Source organism: Paraburkholderia tuberum STM678 (genome assembly GCF_902833905.1).
Lineage (GTDB): Bacteria > Pseudomonadota > Gammaproteobacteria > Burkholderiales > Burkholderiaceae > Paraburkholderia > Paraburkholderia tuberum.
In genome coordinates, this window is the sequence record NZ_CADFGP010000044.1 from 1 (window position 1) to 19,657 (window position 19,657).

At 63.3% G+C, this 19,657-nt stretch carries 20 protein-coding genes and 1 tRNA gene; 6 read left to right on the forward strand and 15 right to left on the reverse strand.

Features of this window, described 5'->3' with window-relative positions:
- Nucleotides 1-229 precede the first annotated feature (229 nt).
- From HWY30_RS29745 to HWY30_RS29775, 8 genes are all read right to left on the reverse strand, one after another.
- On the reverse strand, nucleotides 230-874 hold the full coding sequence (locus tag HWY30_RS29745) for a histone H1-like DNA-binding protein (protein ID WP_090805469.1): 645 nt from the start codon (nucleotides 872-874) through the stop codon (nucleotides 230-232).
- Between the two features lie 29 nt (nucleotides 875-903).
- Nucleotides 904-1,221, reverse strand: a complete 318-nt coding sequence (locus HWY30_RS29750) for a hypothetical protein (protein ID WP_084754174.1) — start codon at nucleotides 1,219-1,221, stop codon at nucleotides 904-906.
- Nucleotides 1,222-1,308: 87 nt separating this feature from the next.
- The gene (locus HWY30_RS29755) at nucleotides 1,309-2,544 is read right to left on the reverse strand and encodes a ribonucleotide-diphosphate reductase subunit beta (RefSeq protein WP_090805471.1); all 1,236 of its coding nucleotides are present in this window, start codon (nucleotides 2,542-2,544) and stop codon (nucleotides 1,309-1,311) included.
- Between the two features lie 586 nt (nucleotides 2,545-3,130).
- A complete protein-coding gene (locus HWY30_RS29760; protein WP_090801913.1) occupies nucleotides 3,131-6,154 on the reverse strand; it encodes a ribonucleoside-diphosphate reductase subunit alpha in 3,024 nt (1,007 codons plus the stop codon).
- Nucleotides 6,155-6,199: 45 nt separating this feature from the next.
- Entirely contained in the window at nucleotides 6,200-6,334 is a 135-nt protein-coding gene (locus HWY30_RS42535; RefSeq protein ID WP_279613311.1) for a hypothetical protein, read from the reverse strand.
- 354 nt (nucleotides 6,335-6,688) lie between these two features.
- Nucleotides 6,689-7,285, reverse strand: a complete 597-nt coding sequence (gene ampD, locus HWY30_RS29765) for a 1,6-anhydro-N-acetylmuramyl-L-alanine amidase AmpD (RefSeq protein ID WP_090801915.1) — start codon at nucleotides 7,283-7,285, stop codon at nucleotides 6,689-6,691.
- Nucleotides 7,282-7,593, reverse strand: coding sequence for a PP0621 family protein (locus tag HWY30_RS29770; protein WP_090801917.1), 312 nt, complete (start codon nucleotides 7,591-7,593; stop codon nucleotides 7,282-7,284). The genes ampD and HWY30_RS29770 overlap by 4 nt, the downstream gene beginning before the upstream one ends.
- Before the next feature lie 8 nt (nucleotides 7,594-7,601).
- Nucleotides 7,602-8,525, reverse strand: coding sequence for a cytochrome C assembly family protein (locus tag HWY30_RS29775; RefSeq protein WP_090801919.1), 924 nt, complete (start codon nucleotides 8,523-8,525; stop codon nucleotides 7,602-7,604).
- Nucleotides 8,526-8,606: 81 nt separating this feature from the next.
- Between HWY30_RS29775 and ffh the strand changes: the two genes are divergently transcribed.
- Complete coding sequence (gene ffh / locus HWY30_RS29780) at nucleotides 8,607-9,974, forward strand: signal recognition particle protein (RefSeq protein WP_090801921.1); 1,368 nt, start codon at nucleotides 8,607-8,609, stop codon at nucleotides 9,972-9,974.
- 157 nt (nucleotides 9,975-10,131) lie between these two features.
- A complete protein-coding gene (locus HWY30_RS29785) occupies nucleotides 10,132-10,683 on the forward strand; it encodes a hypoxanthine-guanine phosphoribosyltransferase (RefSeq protein WP_008923084.1) in 552 nt (183 codons plus the stop codon).
- Nucleotides 10,684-10,783: 100 nt separating this feature from the next.
- Here HWY30_RS29785 and HWY30_RS29790 read toward each other — a convergent pair whose 3' ends face one another.
- Both HWY30_RS29790 and HWY30_RS29795 read right to left on the reverse strand, forming a co-directional pair.
- Nucleotides 10,784-11,383, reverse strand: coding sequence for a MarC family protein (locus tag HWY30_RS29790; RefSeq protein WP_090801923.1), 600 nt, complete (start codon nucleotides 11,381-11,383; stop codon nucleotides 10,784-10,786).
- Between the two features lie 12 nt (nucleotides 11,384-11,395).
- Nucleotides 11,396-13,132 (reverse strand): proline--tRNA ligase, encoded by a 1,737-nt coding sequence (locus HWY30_RS29795; RefSeq protein ID WP_090801925.1) that lies wholly within the window; start codon nucleotides 13,130-13,132, stop codon nucleotides 11,396-11,398.
- A gap of 300 nt (nucleotides 13,133-13,432) precedes the next feature.
- Between HWY30_RS29795 and HWY30_RS29800 the strand changes: the two genes are divergently transcribed.
- Entirely contained in the window at nucleotides 13,433-14,182 is a 750-nt protein-coding gene (locus HWY30_RS29800; RefSeq protein WP_090801927.1) for an RNA pyrophosphohydrolase, read from the forward strand.
- A gap of 76 nt (nucleotides 14,183-14,258) precedes the next feature.
- Nucleotides 14,259-14,816 carry a CNP1-like family protein gene (locus HWY30_RS29805; RefSeq protein WP_090801929.1) on the forward strand — a complete coding sequence of 186 codons (558 nt, stop codon included), beginning with the start codon at nucleotides 14,259-14,261 and terminating at the stop codon, nucleotides 14,814-14,816.
- 133 nt (nucleotides 14,817-14,949) lie between these two features.
- Here the strand turns inward: HWY30_RS29805 and proB are convergent, their stop codons facing one another.
- The 4 genes from proB to rplU all read right to left on the reverse strand — a co-directional run bounded on the left by proB (nucleotide 14,950) and on the right by rplU (nucleotide 18,094).
- Complete coding sequence (proB, locus tag HWY30_RS29810; RefSeq protein ID WP_090801931.1) at nucleotides 14,950-16,068, reverse strand: glutamate 5-kinase; 1,119 nt, start codon at nucleotides 16,066-16,068, stop codon at nucleotides 14,950-14,952.
- 69 nt (nucleotides 16,069-16,137) lie between these two features.
- Nucleotides 16,138-17,259, reverse strand: a complete 1,122-nt coding sequence (gene cgtA / locus HWY30_RS29815) for an Obg family GTPase CgtA (RefSeq protein ID WP_090801933.1) — start codon at nucleotides 17,257-17,259, stop codon at nucleotides 16,138-16,140.
- A 237-nt stretch (nucleotides 17,260-17,496) separates the two neighbouring features.
- Nucleotides 17,497-17,757 carry a 50S ribosomal protein L27 gene (gene rpmA / locus HWY30_RS29820; protein ID WP_008923994.1) on the reverse strand — a complete coding sequence of 87 codons (261 nt, stop codon included), beginning with the start codon at nucleotides 17,755-17,757 and terminating at the stop codon, nucleotides 17,497-17,499.
- 25 nt (nucleotides 17,758-17,782) lie between these two features.
- The gene (gene rplU, locus HWY30_RS29825) at nucleotides 17,783-18,094 is read right to left on the reverse strand and encodes a 50S ribosomal protein L21 (RefSeq protein WP_090801935.1); all 312 of its coding nucleotides are present in this window, start codon (nucleotides 18,092-18,094) and stop codon (nucleotides 17,783-17,785) included.
- A gap of 285 nt (nucleotides 18,095-18,379) precedes the next feature.
- On the opposite strand from rplU, the gene HWY30_RS29830 reads away from it, so the two are divergent.
- Nucleotides 18,380-19,372, forward strand: coding sequence for a polyprenyl synthetase family protein (locus HWY30_RS29830; RefSeq protein WP_090801937.1), 993 nt, complete (start codon nucleotides 18,380-18,382; stop codon nucleotides 19,370-19,372).
- Nucleotides 19,373-19,421: 49 nt separating this feature from the next.
- Nucleotides 19,422-19,498: transfer RNA gene (locus tag HWY30_RS29835), tRNA-Pro, on the forward strand.
- A gap of 16 nt (nucleotides 19,499-19,514) precedes the next feature.
- On the opposite strand, the gene HWY30_RS43110 is transcribed toward HWY30_RS29835, so the two are convergent.
- A complete protein-coding gene (locus HWY30_RS43110; RefSeq protein WP_425199411.1) occupies nucleotides 19,515-19,628 on the reverse strand; it encodes a hypothetical protein in 114 nt (37 codons plus the stop codon).
- Between the last annotated feature and the right edge of the window lie 29 nt (nucleotides 19,629-19,657).

A 19,657-nucleotide genomic window follows, 5' to 3' on the forward strand; every position in this document is an offset into this window, starting at 1 on the left:
CTTCCCCTTGCCGGGTGTGCAGAGGACTTTCACCCCCAAGTCATCCGGCTCGCCACCACAGCGGGTCGGACAGCGCCAGTCACGGCGCTACGCGCCATGCCTGGCGCACCAAAAAAAACCCGCCACCGGCACACCGGTAACGGGTCATTGACCGGGTGGCGCTCGCAAGAAATCGAGCACGACCCGGTCATCCGATACATCGTACGATGTGTCGACTCACTGCTACTGCTTACGGACGGCTGCCCGTCGGGAACGGCCATGCCGCTGCCGGGTTCAGCGCGGTCTTCACCGTCGCCGCCGGTGCGCTCGAGACAGCAGGCGCAGCGGGAGCAGGCGCGGCCTTCTTGGCGACAGCCTTCTTCGCAGGGGCAGCCTTCTTCGCAGGCGCAGCGGCCTTCTTCGCGGCAGCCTTCTTGGCAGGTGCAGCTTTCTTGGCTGCAGCCTTTTTGGCAGGCGCCGCCTTCTTGGCAGCGGCCTTCTTCGCCGCGACCTTCTTCGCCGGTGCTGCCTTCTTCGCTGCGGCCTTCTTCGCCGGTGCTGCCTTCTTCGCTGCGACCTTCTTCGCTGCGACCTTCTTCACCGCGGCTTTCTTCGCCGGTGCTGCCTTCTTCGCCGCGACCTTCTTCGCTGCAACCTTCTTCGCCGCGACCTTCTTCACTGCGGCTTTCTTCGCCGGTGCTGCCTTCTTCGCCGCGACCTTCTTCGCTGCAACCTTCTTCGCGGCGACCTTCTTCACTGCGACCTTCTTCGCGGCGACCTTCTTGGCCGGAGCAGCCTTCTTAGCCGGAGCAGCCTTCTTAGCCGGAGCAGCCTTCTTTGCTGCGGTCTTCTTTGCTGCGGGCTTCTTGGCCGCGGCCTTCTTTGCAGTTGCCATCATTTTCTCCTTCAGGTTTTCAGATGAGGTCAGTTCAAACTACACCCTTCGTCAAAACCCGCTTCCCGCGGACGCTTCTCAGGGCGCGCGCTACGAAGCGGGCTATTCATCGGCGTACGCAGGTGCGGCGCGCTTACGCTAATGAATGCGGTAAGGCGCGCCGTGCCCGAAGGCACCGCGCGCCAAATCTGGTCGGCGTCGCAAGGCGACGCCGGCAATTGCTTGATCGGGCCGCCGGCAACGACGCCAGCGGCTTTTTCCGGGGGGAAGTTTGCCCATCCCACTGAAGGGTCCGCAAAGTGCCTGTCATGTTTGTGGGCCGTCAAGGCACCGGGCACGCTTTGCATCAGGCCGTTCTGCTCCTAACCCGGGGCGCCGCGGCCACAGGCGGCGGCATCCCCATCAATGAATACATCCGCGATACGAATCCCGGCTTACTCCCAGGAAAGCGCACCGCCAGTCTGATATTCGATCACTCGCGTCTCGAAGAAATTGCGTTCCTTCTTCAGGTCGATCATCTCGCTCATCCACGGGAACGGGTTTTCCTCGTTCGGGTACAGCGGATCGAGACCGATCTGCTGGCAACGGCGGTTGCAGATGAAGCGCAGATAGCTCTTGAACATCGACGCGTTGAGGCCGAGCACGCCGCGCGGCATCGTATCTTCGGCGTAGCGGTATTCGAGCTCGACCGCCTGCTGGAAGATCGCGCGAATTTCGGCGCGGAATTCGGCCGTCCACAGGTGCGGGTTTTCGAGTTTGATCTGGTTGATCAGGTCGATGCCGAAGTTGCAGTGCATCGACTCGTCACGCAGGATGTACTGGTACTGCTCCGCCGCGCCGGTCATCTTGTTCTGGCGGCCGAGCGCCAGGATTTGCGTAAAGCCGACGTAGAAGAACAGGCCTTCCATCACACAGGCGAACACGATCAGCGAGCGCAGCAGCGTCTGGTCTGCTTCGAGCGTACCGGTCTTGAAGGCCGGGTCGGTCAGCACGTGGATGTACGGAATCAGGAATTCGTCTTTCGCGCGGATCGATGGAACCTCGTGATACGCGTTGAAGATTTCGCCCTCGTCCAGACCGAGCGACTCGACGATGTACTGGTAAGCGTGCGTGTGGATCGCCTCTTCGAACGCCTGGCGCAGCAGGAACTGGCGGCATTCGGGCGCCGTGATGTGGCGGTAGGTGCCCAGCACGATGTTGTTGGCGGCGAGGGAATCTGCCGTCACGAAGAAGCCGAGGTTGCGCTTGACGACGCGGCGCTCGTCTTCGGTCAGCCCGTTCGGGTCTTTCCACAGGGCGATGTCGCGCGACATGTTCACTTCCTGCGGCATCCAGTGGTTGGCGCAACCCGCCAGATACTTTTCCCAAGCCCACTTGTACTTGAACGGCACCAACTGATTGACGTCAGTCTGGCCGTTGATGATGCGCTTGTCGGCGACATTGACGCGCGCTTCGGAAGCGGCCGCCGCGTTGGCAACCGCGTTGCCAATATGAGCGACGGGAGCGACAGCGACGTCGTTCGCGAAGACTTCTTGAGCGGAGGGAGCATGCGGAGCGGAACGCGTTCCGATTTGCGAATCAACAGCCGACCCCGCAGCGTTGCGCAACACGTTCGGTTGCGTCGCGCTCGAGGGAGTTACGGCAGTGATCTCGTCATCCCAGTTGAGCATAAATGTCACCATCAATTTAGAACGGTTTGTACCATCTTTTCACGAGCGATAAAAGAGTTCACTCGCGAAAATTCCTGTTTTCGATTCGCGTTGCTACGTTCATACAACACTTTGTTCGACATGCTGCGTGTGACCCATCCAGTGACGCATCGAGTGACGCGTGATGAACGCGTGTTGAACATGTGTTGCCGAGGTCCTTCGCGAACTCGAAGAGCAACGTTTCGACACGACGTTTCGTTGCTCTATCTATATGTATTGCGCAGTGCGTTCGCGGCATCCGCCGACTGATCGATGGACTGATCGATGCCGCACGAGCCGCGCATCGCGAGAGTCGGCGGTGAGCCGTGTCGAGCGTGTTGCGTCAGCGTTGGCGGTCGAGGTGCGATGCCATGTCGAGCGATCGTCTGGTGTTGCCAACGGCTGGATTGCTTCACTGCATCGACGAGCGGTGAGACTTCGATACTGCTCACCGCTCGTCGACCTGCTTTCTACTTCATCGACGGGGCGCGTCGCTCACCGCCTGCGGATCACCACCTACGACCCTCGCGTGCAGTCAGCAAGCATCGCTCCCGCTGCTTGCCAATCTTTACTGGCAAGCCTCGCACTCGTCGAAGCCAGGATCGCCCGGACGCATCATGCAGACCGGACCATCCGCTTCGGGTGCCGCGTCGAGCGCGACCGCGGCAGTCGCTGCGACCGCTGCAGCAGCCTGGAAGCCGCCGCCCACACCACCCGCCGCGCCGCCGCCCACGCCGAAGCCGCCTGCCGCGCCGCCCGCGCCACCCGAGCCGTCATGACCCGAGCTCACCGCGTTCAGCGCGCCGTGCGCAACCGTCGACTTCTCGACGTGCGTCGCCGCCATCGTGCGCAGGTAGTAGGTGGTCTTCAGTCCGCGCAGCCATGCGAGCTTGTAGATCTCGTCGAGCTTCTTGCCCGATGCGCCCGCCATGTAGATGTTCAGCGACTGCGCCTGGTCGATCCACTTCTGACGACGCGAAGCCGACTCGACGAGCCACACCGGATCGACTTCGAACGCGGTCGCGTAGATCGCGCGCAGGTCGGCCGGGATGCGGTCGATGCGCGACAGCGTGCCGTCGAAGTACTTCAGGTCGGCGACCATCACTTCGTCCCACAGGCCGCGCGCCTTCAGGTCGCGCACCAGGTAGTCGTTGACCACCGTGAACTCGCCCGACAGGTTCGACTTCACGTACAGGTTCTGATAGGTCGGCTCGATGCACGCCGACACGCCGATGATGTTCGAGATCGTCGCGGTCGGCGCGATCGCGACGCAGTTCGAGTTGCGCATGCCGTAGGTCGAGATACGCGAGCGCAGCGCGGGCCAGTCCATCGACTCGCTCGAATCGACCTCGACATAACCGCCGCGCGCCTCGGCGAGCAGCGCCACCGAATCCTGCGGGAGGATGCCGCGATCCCACAGCGAACCGCGGTAGCTCGAGTAGCGGCCGCGCTGTTCGGCAAGCTCGGTCGACGCGTAGTACGCGTAGTAGCAAACCGCTTCCATCGAGCGATCGGCGAACTCGACCGCTTCCTGCGACGCGTACGGCGTGCGCAGCACGTGCAGGCAGTCCTGGAAGCCCATGATGCCGAGGCCGACCGGACGGTGCTTGAGGTTCGAGTTGCGCGCCTTGGCGACCGCGTAGTAGTTGATGTCGATCACGTTGTCGAGCATGCGCATCGCGACGCTGACCGTGCGCTTCAGCTTGTCGTGGTCGAGCGCGAGCGTGCCGTCGGCCTGCTCCTTCAGGTGCGCGACGAGGTTCACCGAGCCGAGGTTGCAGACGGCGATTTCGGCGTCGCTCGTGTTCAGCGTGATTTCCGTGCATAGGTTCGACGAATGGACGACGCCGACGTGCTGCTGCGGCGAGCGCACGTTGCACGGATCCTTGAACGTGATCCACGGATGGCCGGTTTCGAACAGCATGCCCAGCATCTTGCGCCACAGTTGCGCCGCCGGGATCTTCTTGAACAGCTTGATCTCGCCGCGGGCGACCTTGTCTTCGTAAGCCGTGTAAGCCGTTTCGAACTCGGCGCCGAACTTGTCGTGCAGGTCCGGGCAGGTGGACGGCGAGAACAGCGTCCAGTCGCCGCCTTCCATCACGCGCTTCATGAACAGGTCGGGAATCCAGTTCGCGGTGTTCATGTCGTGCGTGCGACGACGGTCGTCGCCGGTGTTCTTGCGCAGCTCGAGGAATTCCTCGATGTCGAGGTGCCACGATTCGAGGTACGCGCACACCGCGCCCTTGCGCTTGCCGCCCTGGTTCACGGCGACCGCCGTGTCGTTGACGACCTTCAGGAACGGCACCACGCCCTGCGACTTGCCGTTGGTGCCCTTGATGTGCGAGCCGAGCGCGCGCACACGCGTCCAGTCGTTGCCGAGGCCGCCGGCGAACTTCGACAGCAGCGCGTTTTCCTTCAGCGCTTCGTAGATGCCGTCGAGGTCGTCGTCGACCGTGGTCAGGTAGCAAGACGACAGCTGCGAGCGGCGCGTGCCGGAGTTGAACAGCGTCGGCGTCGAACTCATGAAGTCGAAGCTCGACAGCACGTTGTAGAACTCGATCGCGCGCGCTTCGCGGTCGATCTCGTTCAGCGACAGACCCATCGCGACACGCATAAAGAATGCCTGGGGCATTTCGATACGCACGTTGTCGTGATGCAGGAAGTAGCGGTCGTACAGCGTCTGCAGACCGAGGTAGCCGAACTGCAGGTCGCGGTTCGCGTCGAGCGCGGCCCCGAGGCGCTTCAGGTCGAACTGCAGCAGCTTGTCGTCGAGCAGCTCGGCTTGCACGCCGCGCTTGATGAACTGCGGGAAGTACTCGGCGTAGCGCTCGCCCATCTCGGCTTGCGTGACTTCCTCTTCGAGAATCTCGCGGCGGATCGTATGCAGCAGGATGCGCGCGGTGACCTGGCTGTAGGCCGGGTCCTTTTCGATCATCGTACGGGCAGCGAGGATCGCCGAGTCATACACCTGGCTCATCGGCACGCCGTCGTACAGGTTCTTCACCGTTTCCGCGACGATCGGCTCGGCGCTTACGGCCTCGCCGAGGTTCGCGCACGCGGACTCGATGATGCCGCGCAGCGCATCCATGTCCAGCGCACGCGTGATGCCGTTGTCGGTCACGTTCAGGCCCGGGGTGCTGGCGCCTTCCGCTGCCTGACCTTCATGAGCGTCATGCGCGCGCGCCTGGTTGCGCTTCTCGCGATACAGCACGTAAGCGCGCGCGACGTTGTGTTCGCCGCCGCGCATCAGCGCGAGTTCGACCTGATCCTGAATGTCTTCGATATGGAACGTGCCGCCATTCGGACGGCTGCGCACCAGCGCGCGCACCACGTTCTGCGTGAGTTGCTCGACCAGTTCGCGCACCCGTGCCGACGCCGCGCCCTGACCACCGTTGACGGCGAGGAACGCCTTCGTCACGGCGATCGCGATTTTCGACGGCTCGAACGACACCACGCTGCCGTTGCGGCGGATCACCTTGTAGTCGGCGTAATTCGCTTGCGGCGCGAGCGCCTGCGCGCCTTGGGTCTGGCCGAAGGCCTGGCCAGTCGGTGAGCCCTCGTAACGGGTCGTCACGTTGTCGGTGGTTTGCATGTGCAAAGCTCCTGGTCTTGGAAATATTGCGGCGAGTGCCGCGGATTAAATCAAACGCCGCGCCGCCGCGTGCGCGTGCGATGAGGTGCAGGAAGGCCGGCTACGCCGGTTGGCGGCATGCAACTGCGAGGAAGCCTGGTTCGATTTGATGACGGTCTTCATCGGGTCGGTCGCGATCACTGGCTGGTCCTTTCCTGAATGCTTCTGGATGCGGCCGGAGATCCCCTACCGGCTGCTCCCCAGGAATTTTTTTCGCTGTCTGGAATGCTTGCGGTGCCAGGCTCGGGGAGCGGGACGCCGCAGACTTATCCACTCTTATTCACTCGGTTATGCACATGGTTATTCACAGCACAACACAAGATATAGTGCGAAACTCAGTTGTCGGCACCAAGTATAGTGGAGTTTCGAGACAGGTCAAAAGGTTTTTATTTGCGCTTGCAGTCTTGACTTTTGCTTCACGCGGCGCGCAGAAGCTCCCCGGAGAAGCAGGCTGCGCCTCGTTCTGCGTGGATCACGCAAGATCGTGCGAAGGGGTTACCGCGTTTCGGAAAACTTGCGATAGGGGAAATACCGACCGTCGAGCAAGGTGTCGCGCTGCAGTCGCGGCCACTCGAAATACGGACCGGGATCGGTCTTGCGACCGGGTGCGATGTCGGAGTGGCCGGCAAGCGCGTCGATCGGATAGCGTGCCTTCAGTGCTCTGACGAGCGCGGCGAGCGTGCGGTATTGCGCCGCTTCGAAGGCGGTGGTGTCGCTGCCTTCGAGCTCGATGCCGATCGAGAAATCATTGCAGCGCTCGCGGCCGAAAAAATTCGACGGCCCCGCGTGCCACGCGCGCTCGTTGCACGACACGAACTGCTCGAGTGCGCCATCGCGATGAATCACGAAATGCGCGGACACGCGCACGCCGCGCAGATGCGTGTCGTAGTACGGGTGAGTGTCGCAGTCGAGCGCGTTCTGGAACAGCTCGGCAATCGCGGTGCCGCCGAACTGGTTCGGCGGCAGGCTGATGTTGTGAACGACGATCAGCGTCGGCAGCGCGCCTTGCGGCCGCGCTTCGAAGTTTGGCGAGGCAAGCTTGCGTGCGGCAGGAACCCAACCGTCGGCATCGACGGTGTACGCGCCGCTCATCGGGCGTCGCGGCCGCTCGGACGCGCGCCGTGGCGCTGCGCGTGCGCGGCGCAGCAGAACGCCTGCCCCGCGACGCTGACCGAGTCGCTCTTCGGTGCGTGCACGCCGCACTCGACGCAGCGGATCATCGGCTCGGCAAGCTGCGGCTGTTGCCCATTCGAAGAACGCGCGCCGCCATTTGCGGTGCCGGCAGCGTTGGCTCCGCCGGCACCGGTGCGTTGCGCGGATTGCGCGTCGTGGCGGCGCAGCGCCTTCACGAGCCATTGACCGACGATGAACAGCAGAATCAGCAAAAAGATTTGTCGCATGGGGACACTCACACCACGGGCCGGTGCAACAGCACCTCGAAAACAAAACGGCTGCCGACGTACGCGAGCAACAGCGCGACGAACGAGGCCAGCACCCAGCGCAATGCCGCACGGCCGCGCCAGCCGGACACCTTGCGCGCGGTCAGCAGCGCGCCGAACATCACCCACGAAAGAATCGCGAACACGGTCTTGTGATCGAGCCGCAACGCGCGGTCGATCAGCTGCTCGCTGAACAGGATGCCCGACAGCAGCGTCAGCGTGAGCAGCACGAAGCCGGCGCCGATCAGACGGAACAGCAGCTTCTCGAGCGTGAGCAGCGGCGGCAGCGCGTCGAGCCAACTCGACCACCAGCCATTGTCCGCCGCCGCGTGCCTTTGCGCGAGACCACCGCGCATCGAATGCAGACGCCGCTCGACCGCCAGCATCAGCACCGCGTGCAGCGCCGCGATCGCGAACAGACCGTACGCGATATTCGCAATCAGGAAGTGCAGCTTGAACATCGGCGCGGCCGCATACGGCAGCACGCGCACGCCGCCGAACGCGAGCGGCAGCAGCGACGCGACGCACGCGAGTGGCAACACCAGCAGGCGCAGTCCGTCGAGCGGGAAAAAGAAACTCTCGATCCAGTAGATGCCGGCGCCGAGCCAGAACATCGCCGACAGCGCGAACGCGAAGCCGAACACCATCGCGTTCTGCGGGAAGATCGTGCTATGCAGCAGCACGCCGTGAGCGAGCAGCGCGACGAACAGCAGCGCGCGCCCGGGCGCGCTCATGCCGGAGGCCACCAGAGCGCCCGCGTTGGCGGCATGACCGGGCAGCGGCGGCACGCTCTCGAGCAGCGGCCGCACGGCCGCGTGCCGGTGCGAGCGCCAGCCGGCCACGGCAAGACCGCCATAGAGAAGCGCGGTGAGGGCATACAGTACAATATCCATATTCGAAGTTTACACTAGGGCCCTACTCCGCGACGTCTTGCGCTTCGCGCGCTGCGCGGGCCCCACCGTTCATCGCTCCCCATGCTCGACAATCTGACTCAACGGATGGCGCGCGTCGTCAAGACGCTGCGCGGCGAAGCCCGGCTCACCGAGGCGAACACCCAGGAAATGCTGCGCGAGGTGCGTCTCGCACTGCTCGAGGCCGACGTGGCGCTGCCGGTCGTGCGCGAGTTCATCGCGAAGGTCAAGGAGAAGGCGCTCGGCGAGGAAGTGATCTCCAGCCTGTCGCCGGGTCAGGCGCTCGTCGGCGTCGTGCAGCGCGAACTGACCGCGGTGATCGGCGGCGATTACGAAGGCAAGGCCTCCGAGCTCAATCTCGCCGTCGCGCCGCCCGCGATCATCCTGATGGCGGGTCTGCAGGGCGCCGGCAAAACGACCACGGTCGGCAAGCTCGCCAAGCTGCTGCGCGAGAAGTACAAGAAGAAGGTGCTGACCGTTTCGTGCGACGTCTATCGTCCGGCCGCCATCGCGCAGCTGAAAACGGTGACCGAGCAGGTCGGCGCGGACTTCTTCCCGTCGGAGCTGAACCAGAAGCCGGTCGACATTGCCCGCGCCGCGCTCGACTGGGCCAAGCGCCACTATCACGACGTGCTGCTCGTCGACACGGCCGGCCGTCTCGGTATCGACGAGGTGATGATGAACGAAATCACCGCGCTGCACGCCGAGCTGAAGCCGGCGGAAACGCTGTTCGTCGTCGACGCGATGCTCGGCCAGGACGCGGTCAACACCGCGAAGGCGTTCAGCGACGCGCTGCCGCTCACCGGCGTTGTGCTCACCAAGCTCGACGGTGATTCGCGCGGTGGCGCGGCGCTCTCGGTGCGTCACGTGACGGGCAAGCCGGTCAAGTTCGTGGGTGTCGCCGAAAAACTCGACGGCCTCGAAGTGTTCCACCCGGACCGCATGGCGAGCCGGATTCTCGGCATGGGCGACATTCTCGCGCTGGTGGAGGAAGCGCAGCGCGGCGTCGACGTGCAGGCGGCGCAGAAGCTCGCCGACAAGGTCAAGAAAGGCGGCGACTTCGACCTCAACGATTTCCGCGCTCAGCTCACGCAAATGAAGGGCATGGGCGGCCTGTCGTCGCTGATGGACAAGCTGCCCGCGCAGTTTCAGCAAGCCGCGGCCGGCGCCGACATGAGTCAGGCCGAGAAGCAGATGCGCCGCATGGAAGGCATCATCAACTCGATGACGCCGGCCGAGCGCGCCAAGCCCGAACTGATCAAGGCGACCCGCAAGCGCCGCATCGCCGCGGGCGCGGGCGTGCAGGTGCAGGAAGTCAACCGCATGCTGAACCAGTACGAACAGATGCGCACGATGATGAAGAAGCTCAAGGGCGGCAACCTGCAGAAGATGATGCGCGGCATGAAGGGCATGATGCCCGGCATGCGCTAAGCTTGATGGGACCGGCGCGCGCTCGCGCCGAGGGCGGCGCGGCTGACTTCGGCATCGTGCGGGTTTATTCTGTAGCGCATCGCGCCGTCCCTCGCGGGAACGTCCCTCGGGACGTTGCCACTCACACTATGTATACAGTTACCGTCCGTCAGACGTCATGAACCGCGAAGAAGCCCTCCATATTTTTCAACACTCCGAAGAGATAGTTTCGGCCTCGGACGTCACTGCGTCGATCGCCCGCATGGCGGCTGCCATCCGCGACGAGATGAGCGAGGACTTCCCGCTCGTGCTGTCGGTGATGGGCGGCGCCGCGGTATTCACCGGCATGCTGCTGCCGCACCTCGATTTCCCGCTCGAGTTCGACTACATCCACCTGACGCGCTACCGCAATACGACGAAGGGCAGCAACGAGATGCAATGGCGCGTCGCGCCGGCCGAGTCGGTCAAGGATCGCGTGGTGCTCGTGCTCGACGACATCCTCGACGAAGGCGAGACGATGGCCGCAATCCGCGACCGCATCCTCGCGATGGGCGCGAAGCGCTTCCTGTCCGCGGTGCTGTGCGAGAAGATCATTCCGAAGGCGAAACCGCTGCGCCCCGATTACTGCGGCTTCGAAGTGCCGGACCGGTACGTGTTCGGCTGCGGGATGGATGCGAAGGGCTACTGGCGCAACCTGCCGACCATTCGGGCGTTGACCGAGGGAGCGTGAGCGGGGCATCCGCCCCGCCCCACCGGCGAAAAAAAAAAGCAGCCTGCCTGGCTGCTTTTTTTATGCTGCGACGGTGGCAATGCGCGCACCGGCTCGCGTTTCACAGCTTGTGCACGAAAGAGCGTATTCCACCGAGCATCATCTCGACTGAAATCGCGACGAGCACGAGCCCCATCAGTCGCTCGAACGCCGCCATCACACGTTCACCGAGCCACGCCTGAATGCGCTCGGCGAGCATCAGCACGATCGCACAGATGATCATCGTGACGGTCAGCGCGCCGACCCACTCGACCGTTTTGCCCGGCGCCTGCGAGGTCAGCAGCATGACCGTCGCCAACGCCGACGGACCCGCTAGCGCAGGAATCGCGAGCGGCACGATCAGCGGCTCGCCGCCGCGCGCGTCGCCGCCGAACGGACCGTCCGGATGCGGAAACACCATGCGCAGCGCAATCAGAAACAGCACGATGCCGCCGCCGATCCGCAACGACTGGTCGCTGAGGCTCATCATGCGCAGAAAGCTCTGCCCGAGCATCATGAACACCAGCAGGATCGCAAACGCGATCGCGACCTCGCGCAGGATCACGACCGTGCGACGCTCCGGCGACACACCTCGCAGGCAACTGACGAAGATCGGGATGTTGCCGAGCGGATCGGTGATCAGGATCAGCAGCACCGTCGCGGACAGGAAGGTGTACTCCACCGCCCGCTCCGCTTAGTTCGCCAGCGCCGCGCGCACTTTGCCGATCACGGTCTGCGCGGCATCCGCGACCGGCAGCAGCGTCGCTTCGGCCTCGCGACGGCCCTGATACTCGATCTTGCCGTCCTTCAGACCACGGTCGCCGATCACCAGTCGATGCGGCACGCCGATCAGTTCCCAGTCGGCGAACATCACGCCCGGCCGCTCGCCGCGATCGTCGAGGATCACGTCGATACCGGCCGCAACGAGTTCCGCGTACAGCTTGTCGGCCTGCTCACGCACCGCGTCGCTGCGGTCATAGCCCATCGGGCACAGCACGACTTCGAACGGCGCAATCGACTCCGGCCAGATGATGCCCTTGTCGTCGAAATTCTGTTCGATCGCGGCGCCGAGAATCCGCGTGACGCCGATGCCGTAGCAGCCCATTTCCATCGGCCGAGGCTTTCCGGTTTCGTCGAGACAGGCCGCGTTCATCGCTTCGGAATACTTGGTGCCGAGCTGGAACACGTGGCCCACTTCGATGCCGCGGCAGATGTCGAGCACGCCCCTGCCGTCCGGCGACGGATCGCCCTTCTTCACATTGCGGATGTCGGCGACGACCGGCTCCGGCAGGTCGCGGCCCCAGTTCACGCCGGTGGTGTGATAGTCGACGTCGTTCGAGCCGACCACGAAGTCGCTCATGTTCGCGACCGTGCGGTCCGCGATCACCTTGACCGGCTTCTTCGTGTTGATCGGACCGAGATAGCCCGGCGGTGTGCCGAACGTCTCGACGATCTCGGCTTCGGTCGCCATGCGGAAATTACCGAGGCCCGGGAGCTTGGCCGCCTTGATCTCGTTCAGATCATGATCGCCGCGCAGCATCAGCAGCCAGATCGTCGGCTCGGCGCCTTCGTTCTCGGTGGCGAGCACCACCGACTTGATCGTGCGTTCGAGCGGAATGTTCAGCAGTTCGGCAACCGCCTCGCACTTCGCCTTGCCGGGCGTCGCGGTCTTCTTCATCTCTTCTGCCGGCGCCGCGCGCTCTGCGATCAGCGGTAGCGCTTCGGCCGCCTCGACGTTCGCGGCGAAATCGGAGGTCGGGCAATACGCGATGTCGTCTTCGCCAGTGTCGGCGATCACATGGAACTCATGCGAGCCGCTGCCGCCGATCGAGCCGTTGTCGGCCGCCACCGCGCGGAAGTCCAGACCGAGGCGCGTGAAGATGCGCACGTACGCGTCGTACATCTTGCGATACGACTCGCGCAGACCCTGCGCGTCCTTGTCGAACGAGTACGCGTCTTTCATGATGAACTCGCGGCCGCGCATCACGCCGAAACGCGGACGGATCTCGTCGCGGAACTTCGTCTGGATCTGATAGAAGTTGACCGGCAGTTGGCGATAGCTCTTGATCTGGTTGCGCGCGATGTCGGTGACCACTTCCTCGTGCGTCGGGCCCATCACGAAATCGGCCTGCTTGCGGTCTTTGAAGCGCAGCAGCTCGGGACCGTACTTCTCCCAGCGCCCCGATTCCTGCCACAGTTCGGCCGGCTGCACGGCCGGCATCAACAGCTCGATGGCGCCCGCCCGGTTCATTTCCTCACGCACGATCGCTTCCACCTTGCGGATCGAACGCAGGCCGACCGGCAGGTAGTTATAGATACCGCCCGCGACGCGACGGATCATGCCCGCGCGCACCATGAGCTTGTGGCTGATGATTTCGGCGTCGGCGGGCGCTTCTTTGAGAGTGCCGATAAAGAAACGGGAAGCTTTCATTCAAGGTGTCCAAAAGCGGCGGCTTCCGGTAGGACCGCCAGAAAAGGGGAAAATGAGGGAAATCGACACAGATCCGCGGCGAAGCCGGCAGGGTTCGCCCGACTGGCGGCGCCCTGCCCCCGTGCGGCGCCGAAACCGCCGCGCAAAGCCTCTCTCACAGGGGATAGGCACGGAAAACCGACAGGCTACCGCAAACCCGGGCCTGTTGCGGCGAATCGCTCCATTCTGATGCGATTCGGTGCGTAGGGTCCGTTATCTGTTTATAATCAAAGCAATTTTAAAGGATTCGAAGGTGGTTGTATGCTGGATCGTGAAGGCTTTCGCCCGAACGTCGGCATCATCCTCTTGAACGCGCACAACGAGGTGTTTTGGGGCAAACGACTCCGTGAACATTCCTGGCAGTTTCCGCAAGGGGGCATCAAATATGGTGAGACCCCCGTGCAAGCGATGTATCGGGAGTTACACGAAGAGACCGGGCTGCTTCCTGAGCACGTCAAGGTGATCGGTCGCACGCGCGACTGGTTGCGTTATGAGGTGCCTGACAAGTTCATCAAGCGCGAAGTACGCGGTCATTACCGCGGCCAGAAACAAATCTGGTTTTTGCTCCGGATGGTAGGACGCGACTGCGACATCTGTTTGCGCGCCACCGACCACCCTGAGTTCGATGCGTGGCGTTGGAACGAGTATTGGGTGCCGCTCGACTGTGTGATCGAGTTCAAGCGGGATGTGTATCAGTTGGCGCTAACGGAGCTGTCCCGTTTCATGCGCCGGCCTGCGCCGCGTGCGGAAAAACCTGGCGGGCATCATGGGTCGCGTTATCCCCGGATAGCGTCGTCGATGCAAAGCCCGCCGGATTCCACGGTAAGCACGGTGGTCACCACCGTCACGACCGTAACTTCGGTCAGCGTCGAAACTTCGACGCACGTGCTGGTCGCGCCGGATTGCGGTCCCGGCTCACCGGATGCCAACATGAGATCGGAGGATGAGCGCGAAACGGCCGAAGCCGACGAGGCCGTCGCCCCGTTAGTCCGACGAGGCGTGCGCGATTAACCATTCCAGGCGGCGGCTCGCGCCGCCTCTCTCTGGCGCGGCTTTCGAGCCGCGTCTGTCTCTCGAGGGAATCAGATTGAAAGCACTTGCATTCGCCGTGGCGTGCGTCGCCACCGGCGCCCTGCTGGCAGGCTGTTCGAGCGCCGGCAAACCGACCAACAAAGGCGACAGCGAGTTCACCTATCTGCTGGATCGCAAGAGCAACTGGGTTGAAAACAAGGTCGACACGTTGCCGCCGCTGCCCTCCGACGCGAACCTGCTGCCGTTCGAAGTCTCCGGCAATACGCCGCTGCAATTTGCGATCGACCCGAAGTCCGTCAGCGTCGGCGACGACGGCGTGGTGCGTTACACGGTGGTCGTCACGAGCCCGGGCGGTGCGCGCAACGTCAATTACGAGGGCATCCGTTGCGACACGTATGAATGGCGTCAGTATGCGGGCCTGAACGCCGATCACGACGGCTGGGACACGACGGTCGCAAACCCGTTTTCGCGGATAGAAAACGGCGCGCTGAATGCGTACCAGGCCGCGTTGTATCAGGACTATATGTGCGCCAACAAGATTCCGACCGGCAGCGCGCAGCACATCGTCGAGAACATTCGTTACAAGCGCACGCAGACGTCGCAGATTCATTGAGGCCGGTTGCGCGGCGCGCGCCCGACTCAGGCGCCGTTGCTTATCCGTGACGATTAAAAAGCCGTTCCAGCCTGCGCTGGAACGGCTTAATTGTTGGCTCTTCATACGCGCGATATGCGCGCCGCCTCGCAGATCAAAGCACCACGAGATTGTCGCGATGAATCAGTTCGGGCTCGAGCATATAGCCGAGCACTGACTCAATTTCGCCGCTCGGACGCCGCTGGATCAGTTTGGTTTCCGCGCTGCTGTAGTTCGTCAAACCACGTGCGACCTCGCGGCCTGACGCGCTCAGACACGCGATCACCTCGCCGCGCGCGAATGCACCCTGCACACCGACGATGCCGATCGGCAGCAAGCTCTTGCCGCCGGCGGTCAGTTTTTCGACCGCGCCGTCATCGATCACGACGTGGCCGCGCACCTGCAGGTGATCGGCCATCCATTGCTTGCGCGCCGCCATGCGCGCGGTGCGCGCGATCAGTTGGGTGCCGATCGCCTCGCCGGCCGCCAGTCTCACCAGCACGTCCGACTCGCGCCCACTCGAGATCACCGTATTGGCGCCGCTATGGGCCGCACGCTTCGCAGCGAGAATCTTGGTCAGCATGCCGCCGCGGCCGAGGCTCGAGCCCGCACCGCCCGCCATCGCCTCGAGCTCGGGCGCGCCGGCGTCGGCTTGCTGGACTAGTGTCGCGGTCGGGTCCTTGCGCGGATCTGCGGTGAAGAGGCCTTGCTGGTCCGTCAGAATGATCAGCGCGTCGCCCTCGATCAGATTGGCAACCAGCGCGCCGAGCGTGTCGTTGTCGCCGAACTTGATTTCGTCGGTGACGACCGTGTCGTTCTCGTTGATGATCGGTACAACTCCGAGCCCCAGCAGCGTGAGCAGCGTGGAGCGAGCGTTCAGATAGCGCTCGCGGTCAGCAAGGTCAGCGTGAGTAAGCAGGATCTGCGCAGTCTGGATAGAATGTTCGGCGAAGCGGCTTTCGTACACTTGCGCGAGACCCATCTGACCGACCGCCGCGGCCGCCTGCAGCTCATCGATTTCACGCGGCCGCTTCGTCCAGCCGAGCCGCTGCATGCCCTCGGCGATCGCGCCCGAGCTGACCAGCACCACTTCCTTGCCTTGCGCGCGCAGTGCGGCAATTTGCGCGGCCCAGCGGCCGATCGCCGCATGATCGAGGCCGCGCCCGTCGTTCGTGACGAGACTCGAACCGACTTTGACGACCAATCGCCGTGAATCTGCGATGACGGAACGCATTGTGCGCTGTCTCCCAAGATGACGCGTGATGCATACCGGCACCCGCCGCTGGCGCCGGCGCTCGAGTTGTTATTCCTGCGGATCGGTGCCGGCTTCGCGGGTCGCGGCCGGTACTTGCGTCCCGTCGCGGAAACGCACGTCGGAGGCCAGGTCTTCGGCTTCGGCCGCGCGTTGCGCGTCGGAGTGCTCGGCGAGGTAGTCGAACACGGCGTAGCAAAGATTTTCACAGCCCTGGCCAGTCAGCGCCGAGATCTCGAACACCGGACCGCCCCAGCCGAAGCCTTCGAGGAACGCCGCCACGCGCGCTTCGCGATCGTCCTCAGGCACCATGTCCAGCTTGTTCAGCACAAGCCAGCGCGGCTTCTGATAAAGCTCTTCGTCGTACTTGCGCAGTTCGTTGACGATCGCCTTCGCTTCGGCGACCGGATCGATCGACTCATCGAACGGTGCGATGTCGACGATGTGCAGCAGCAGCCCGGTGCGCTGCAGGTGACGCAGGAATTGATGGCCTAGGCCGGCGCCTTCCGCCGCGCCTTCGATCAGCCCCGGAATGTCGGCAATCACGAAGCTGCGGCTCGGCCCGACGCGCACGACGCCGAGGTTCGGCGCGAGCGTGGTGAACGGATAATCGGCGATTTTCGGCTTCGCGTTCGACACCGACGAGATAAACGTCGACTTGCCGGCATTCGGCATGCCGAGCAGACCGACGTCGGCCAGCACTTTCAGTTCGAGGCGGACCATGCGGCGCTCGCCCGGCTTGCCGTCGGTCTTCTGACGCGGCGCGCGGTTCGTGCTGGACTTGAAATGGAGGTTGCCGAGGCCGCCGGCTCCCCCTTGCGCGATTTGCACGCTCTGGTTGTGCTCGGTCAGATCGGCGATCAGCTCGCCGGTTTCCATGTCCGTGATGGTGGTGCCGACCGGCATGCGCAGCGTGATGTCATCACCGCCCTTGCCGTAGCAATCCGAGCCGCGGCCGTTTTCGCCGTTGCGCGCCAGATGTTTTTTCGCGTAGCGGTAATCGATCAGCGTGTTGATGTTGCGGTCAGCCACCGCGATCACGCTGCCGCCCCGGCCGCCGTCACCGCCATCGGGGCCGCCGAACGGGACGAACTTCTCGCGGCGCATCGACGCGCTGCCATCCCCTCCGTCGCCGGCGATGACTTCAATCCTCGCTTCGTCAATGAACTTCATGTGTTACTCCGTCCCGTGGTGTACTGCCCGATTCGATGCAGGGGTTGATACTGATTGGATGCTGCTATTTTGCCGCGCGCGCCGCGCGTTGATCAATCGACCGACCGGCGTAGTCCGCCGATGAGGAGCGGTCGGCTGCGCGGCTTCGGCGCTAAGCTAAAGAGGCGCCGCAATAAAAAAAGCCCCGCGTACTTCGCGGGGCCTTTTTCCGGTCCTGAAGCCCGTGCCTGATTAAACTCAGGCTGCCGGGACGACGGAAACGGTGTGCTTCTTCGCCGCGCCCTTCGTCGAGAACTGGACGTGGCCGTCCTTCAGCGCGAACAGGGTGTGATCCTTGCCCATGCCGACGTTCTCGCCAGCGTGCATGCGCGTACCGCGCTGACGCACGATGATGCCACCAGCGTTGATAGCCTGGCCGCCGTAAACCTTCACGCCGAGGCGCTTCGACTCGGAGTCGCGGCCGTTTCGGGACGATCCGCCTGCCTTTTTGTGTGCCATTTGATTTGCTCCTTAACCGGTGCGCTTACGCGTCGATCGCGTCGATGCGCAGTTCGGTATAGTTCTGGCGGTGGCCGCCATGCTTCTGGTAGTGCTTCCGGCGACGCATCTTGAAGATCGTCACTTTGGCGTGACGACCTTGCGACACGACGGTAGCCTTGACGGAAGCCCCACTGACCAGCGGCGTACCGAACTTAATCGATTCGCCTTCGCCCACTGCGAGAACCTGGTCGAGCGTGATTTCAGCGTCAATGTCTGCCGGTATCTGTTCTACTTTAAGTTTTTCGCCGACGGCAACCTTGTACTGCTTGCCACCGGTTTTTATGACCGCGTACATTGAGAACCTCACTCTGTATTCATTTTTCCCACGCACCGCGCGCGGAAACTGTCGATTATACATAGAGTTAGCTGCTCGGTCAAAACCTGCTTACCAAACCGTCTACCGTCCGGCTTTGCCCTCCCTCGCAGGCGCTCGCAGATGGCATACCTGCGACGCGCAGCGCCCCGCAGACGGCCTTGGCAGGCGCCCCGCGCGCCATGCGGAACGCATCCACGCCGCAGCCGACGACCCGGAAGCGCCCCGATCGCCTTATAATTCGCGGCACTACTCAATTCAGCCATCATGTCGTCGACTGCCACCACCTCCCCCAACGTCGCCAGCCTGCTTGCTCCGATCGCCGAAGACATGCAGCAGGTCAATCGCGTCATCCGGCAACGTCTTGCGTCGGACGTGATGCTGATCAATCAGATTTCCGAGTACATCATCAGCGCCGGCGGCAAGCGGCTGCGGCCCGCGCTGCTGTTGCTGGTGGCGGGCGCGCTGGGCGATAGGACGGGGCACCGGCACGAGCTGGCAGCGGTCGTCGAATTCATCCACACGGCCACGCTGCTGCATGACGACGTGGTCGACGAGTCCGACCTGAGGCGCGGCCGCCAGACCGCCAATGCGCTGTTCGGCAACGCGGCGAGCGTGCTGGTCGGTGACTTTCTTTACTCACGGTCGTTCCAGATGATGGTCGGCGTGGGCAAGATGCGCGTGATGGAAATTCTGTCGGAGGCGACCAACATCATCTCCGAAGGCGAAGTGCTGCAGTTGTTGAACATGCACGATGCCGACGTCGACGAAGCCCGTTACATGCAGGTGATCCGCTACAAGACCGCAAAGTTGTTCGAGGCGGCCGCCCAGCTCGGCGCGGTGCTGGCCGGCGCGGACGCGAAAACCGAAGCCGCCGCCGCCGAGTACGGTCGTCGCATCGGCACCGCGTTCCAGATCATGGACGACTGGCTCGACTACACGGGCACGGCCGAGTCGATGGGCAAGAACGCCGGCGACGATCTGCGCGAAGGCAAACCGACGCTTCCGCTCATCTATCTGATCGAACGCGGCACACCCGAGCAGTCGGCGCTCGCGCGCGAAGCCATCGAGCAAGGTGGCACCGACCGTTTCGATACGATTTTCGACGCGATCACGCGCTCGGGCGCGCTGGATCACACGCTCGAGTGCGCGAAACAGGAGGCGCAGGCAGCCGCGGCAGCAATTTCGTCGTTTCCCCATTCCATTTTCAAAGAGAGCCTGCTAGAATTATGCTCTTACTCGACGGCAAGACAGTCTTGAACGAGACTGAAACACCGAATTAGTCTGAATCGAGTCAGCAGTACCCAATCGGGGTGTAGCTTAGCCTGGTAGAGCGCTACGTTCGGGACGTAGAGGCCGGAGGTTCGAATCCTCTCACCCCGACCAGATTCTCCTTGTTAGCTCAAGGTTCAAAACCGCCGCAGCGTTGCTGGGCGGTTTTTTGTTTTGCGCGGCGCTTTTTTCGTTGCTCTCGTGCTGCCCTTCGCCGCTTTCTTTCCTCCGGCTCGCCAGGCACAGCGCGTACGTTGCCACGTTGTCGTCCTA

Excerpts from the sequence above, each read along its gene's own strand:
- HWY30_RS29745 (WP_090805469.1), bottom strand. The coding sequence starts at position 874 with ATGGCAACTGCAAAGAAGGCCGCGGCCAAGAAGCCCGCAGCAAAGAAG.
- HWY30_RS29750 (WP_084754174.1), bottom strand. The coding sequence starts at position 1,221 with ATGCAAAGCGTGCCCGGTGCCTTGACGGCCCACAAACATGACAGGCAC.
- HWY30_RS29755 (WP_090805471.1), bottom strand. The coding sequence starts at position 2,544 with ATGCTCAACTGGGATGACGAGATCACTGCCGTAACTCCCTCGAGCGCG.
- HWY30_RS29760 (WP_090801913.1), bottom strand. The coding sequence starts at position 6,154 with ATGCAAACCACCGACAACGTGACGACCCGTTACGAGGGCTCACCGACT.
- ampD (WP_090801915.1), bottom strand. The coding sequence starts at position 7,285 with ATGAGCGGCGCGTACACCGTCGATGCCGACGGTTGGGTTCCTGCCGCA.
- HWY30_RS29770 (WP_090801917.1), bottom strand. The coding sequence starts at position 7,593 with ATGCGACAAATCTTTTTGCTGATTCTGCTGTTCATCGTCGGTCAATGG.
- HWY30_RS29775 (WP_090801919.1), bottom strand. The coding sequence starts at position 8,525 with ATGGATATTGTACTGTATGCCCTCACCGCGCTTCTCTATGGCGGTCTT.
- ffh (WP_090801921.1), top strand. The coding sequence starts at position 8,607 with ATGCTCGACAATCTGACTCAACGGATGGCGCGCGTCGTCAAGACGCTG.
- HWY30_RS29785 (WP_008923084.1), top strand. The coding sequence starts at position 10,132 with ATGAACCGCGAAGAAGCCCTCCATATTTTTCAACACTCCGAAGAGATA.
- HWY30_RS29795 (WP_090801925.1), bottom strand. The coding sequence starts at position 13,132 with ATGAAAGCTTCCCGTTTCTTTATCGGCACTCTCAAAGAAGCGCCCGCC.
- HWY30_RS29800 (WP_090801927.1), top strand. The coding sequence starts at position 13,433 with ATGCTGGATCGTGAAGGCTTTCGCCCGAACGTCGGCATCATCCTCTTG.
- proB (WP_090801931.1), bottom strand. The coding sequence starts at position 16,068 with ATGCGTTCCGTCATCGCAGATTCACGGCGATTGGTCGTCAAAGTCGGT.
- cgtA (WP_090801933.1), bottom strand. The coding sequence starts at position 17,259 with ATGAAGTTCATTGACGAAGCGAGGATTGAAGTCATCGCCGGCGACGGA.
- rpmA (WP_008923994.1), bottom strand. The coding sequence starts at position 17,757 with ATGGCACACAAAAAGGCAGGCGGATCGTCCCGAAACGGCCGCGACTCC.
- rplU (WP_090801935.1), bottom strand. The coding sequence starts at position 18,094 with ATGTACGCGGTCATAAAAACCGGTGGCAAGCAGTACAAGGTTGCCGTC.
- HWY30_RS29830 (WP_090801937.1), top strand. The coding sequence starts at position 18,380 with ATGTCGTCGACTGCCACCACCTCCCCCAACGTCGCCAGCCTGCTTGCT.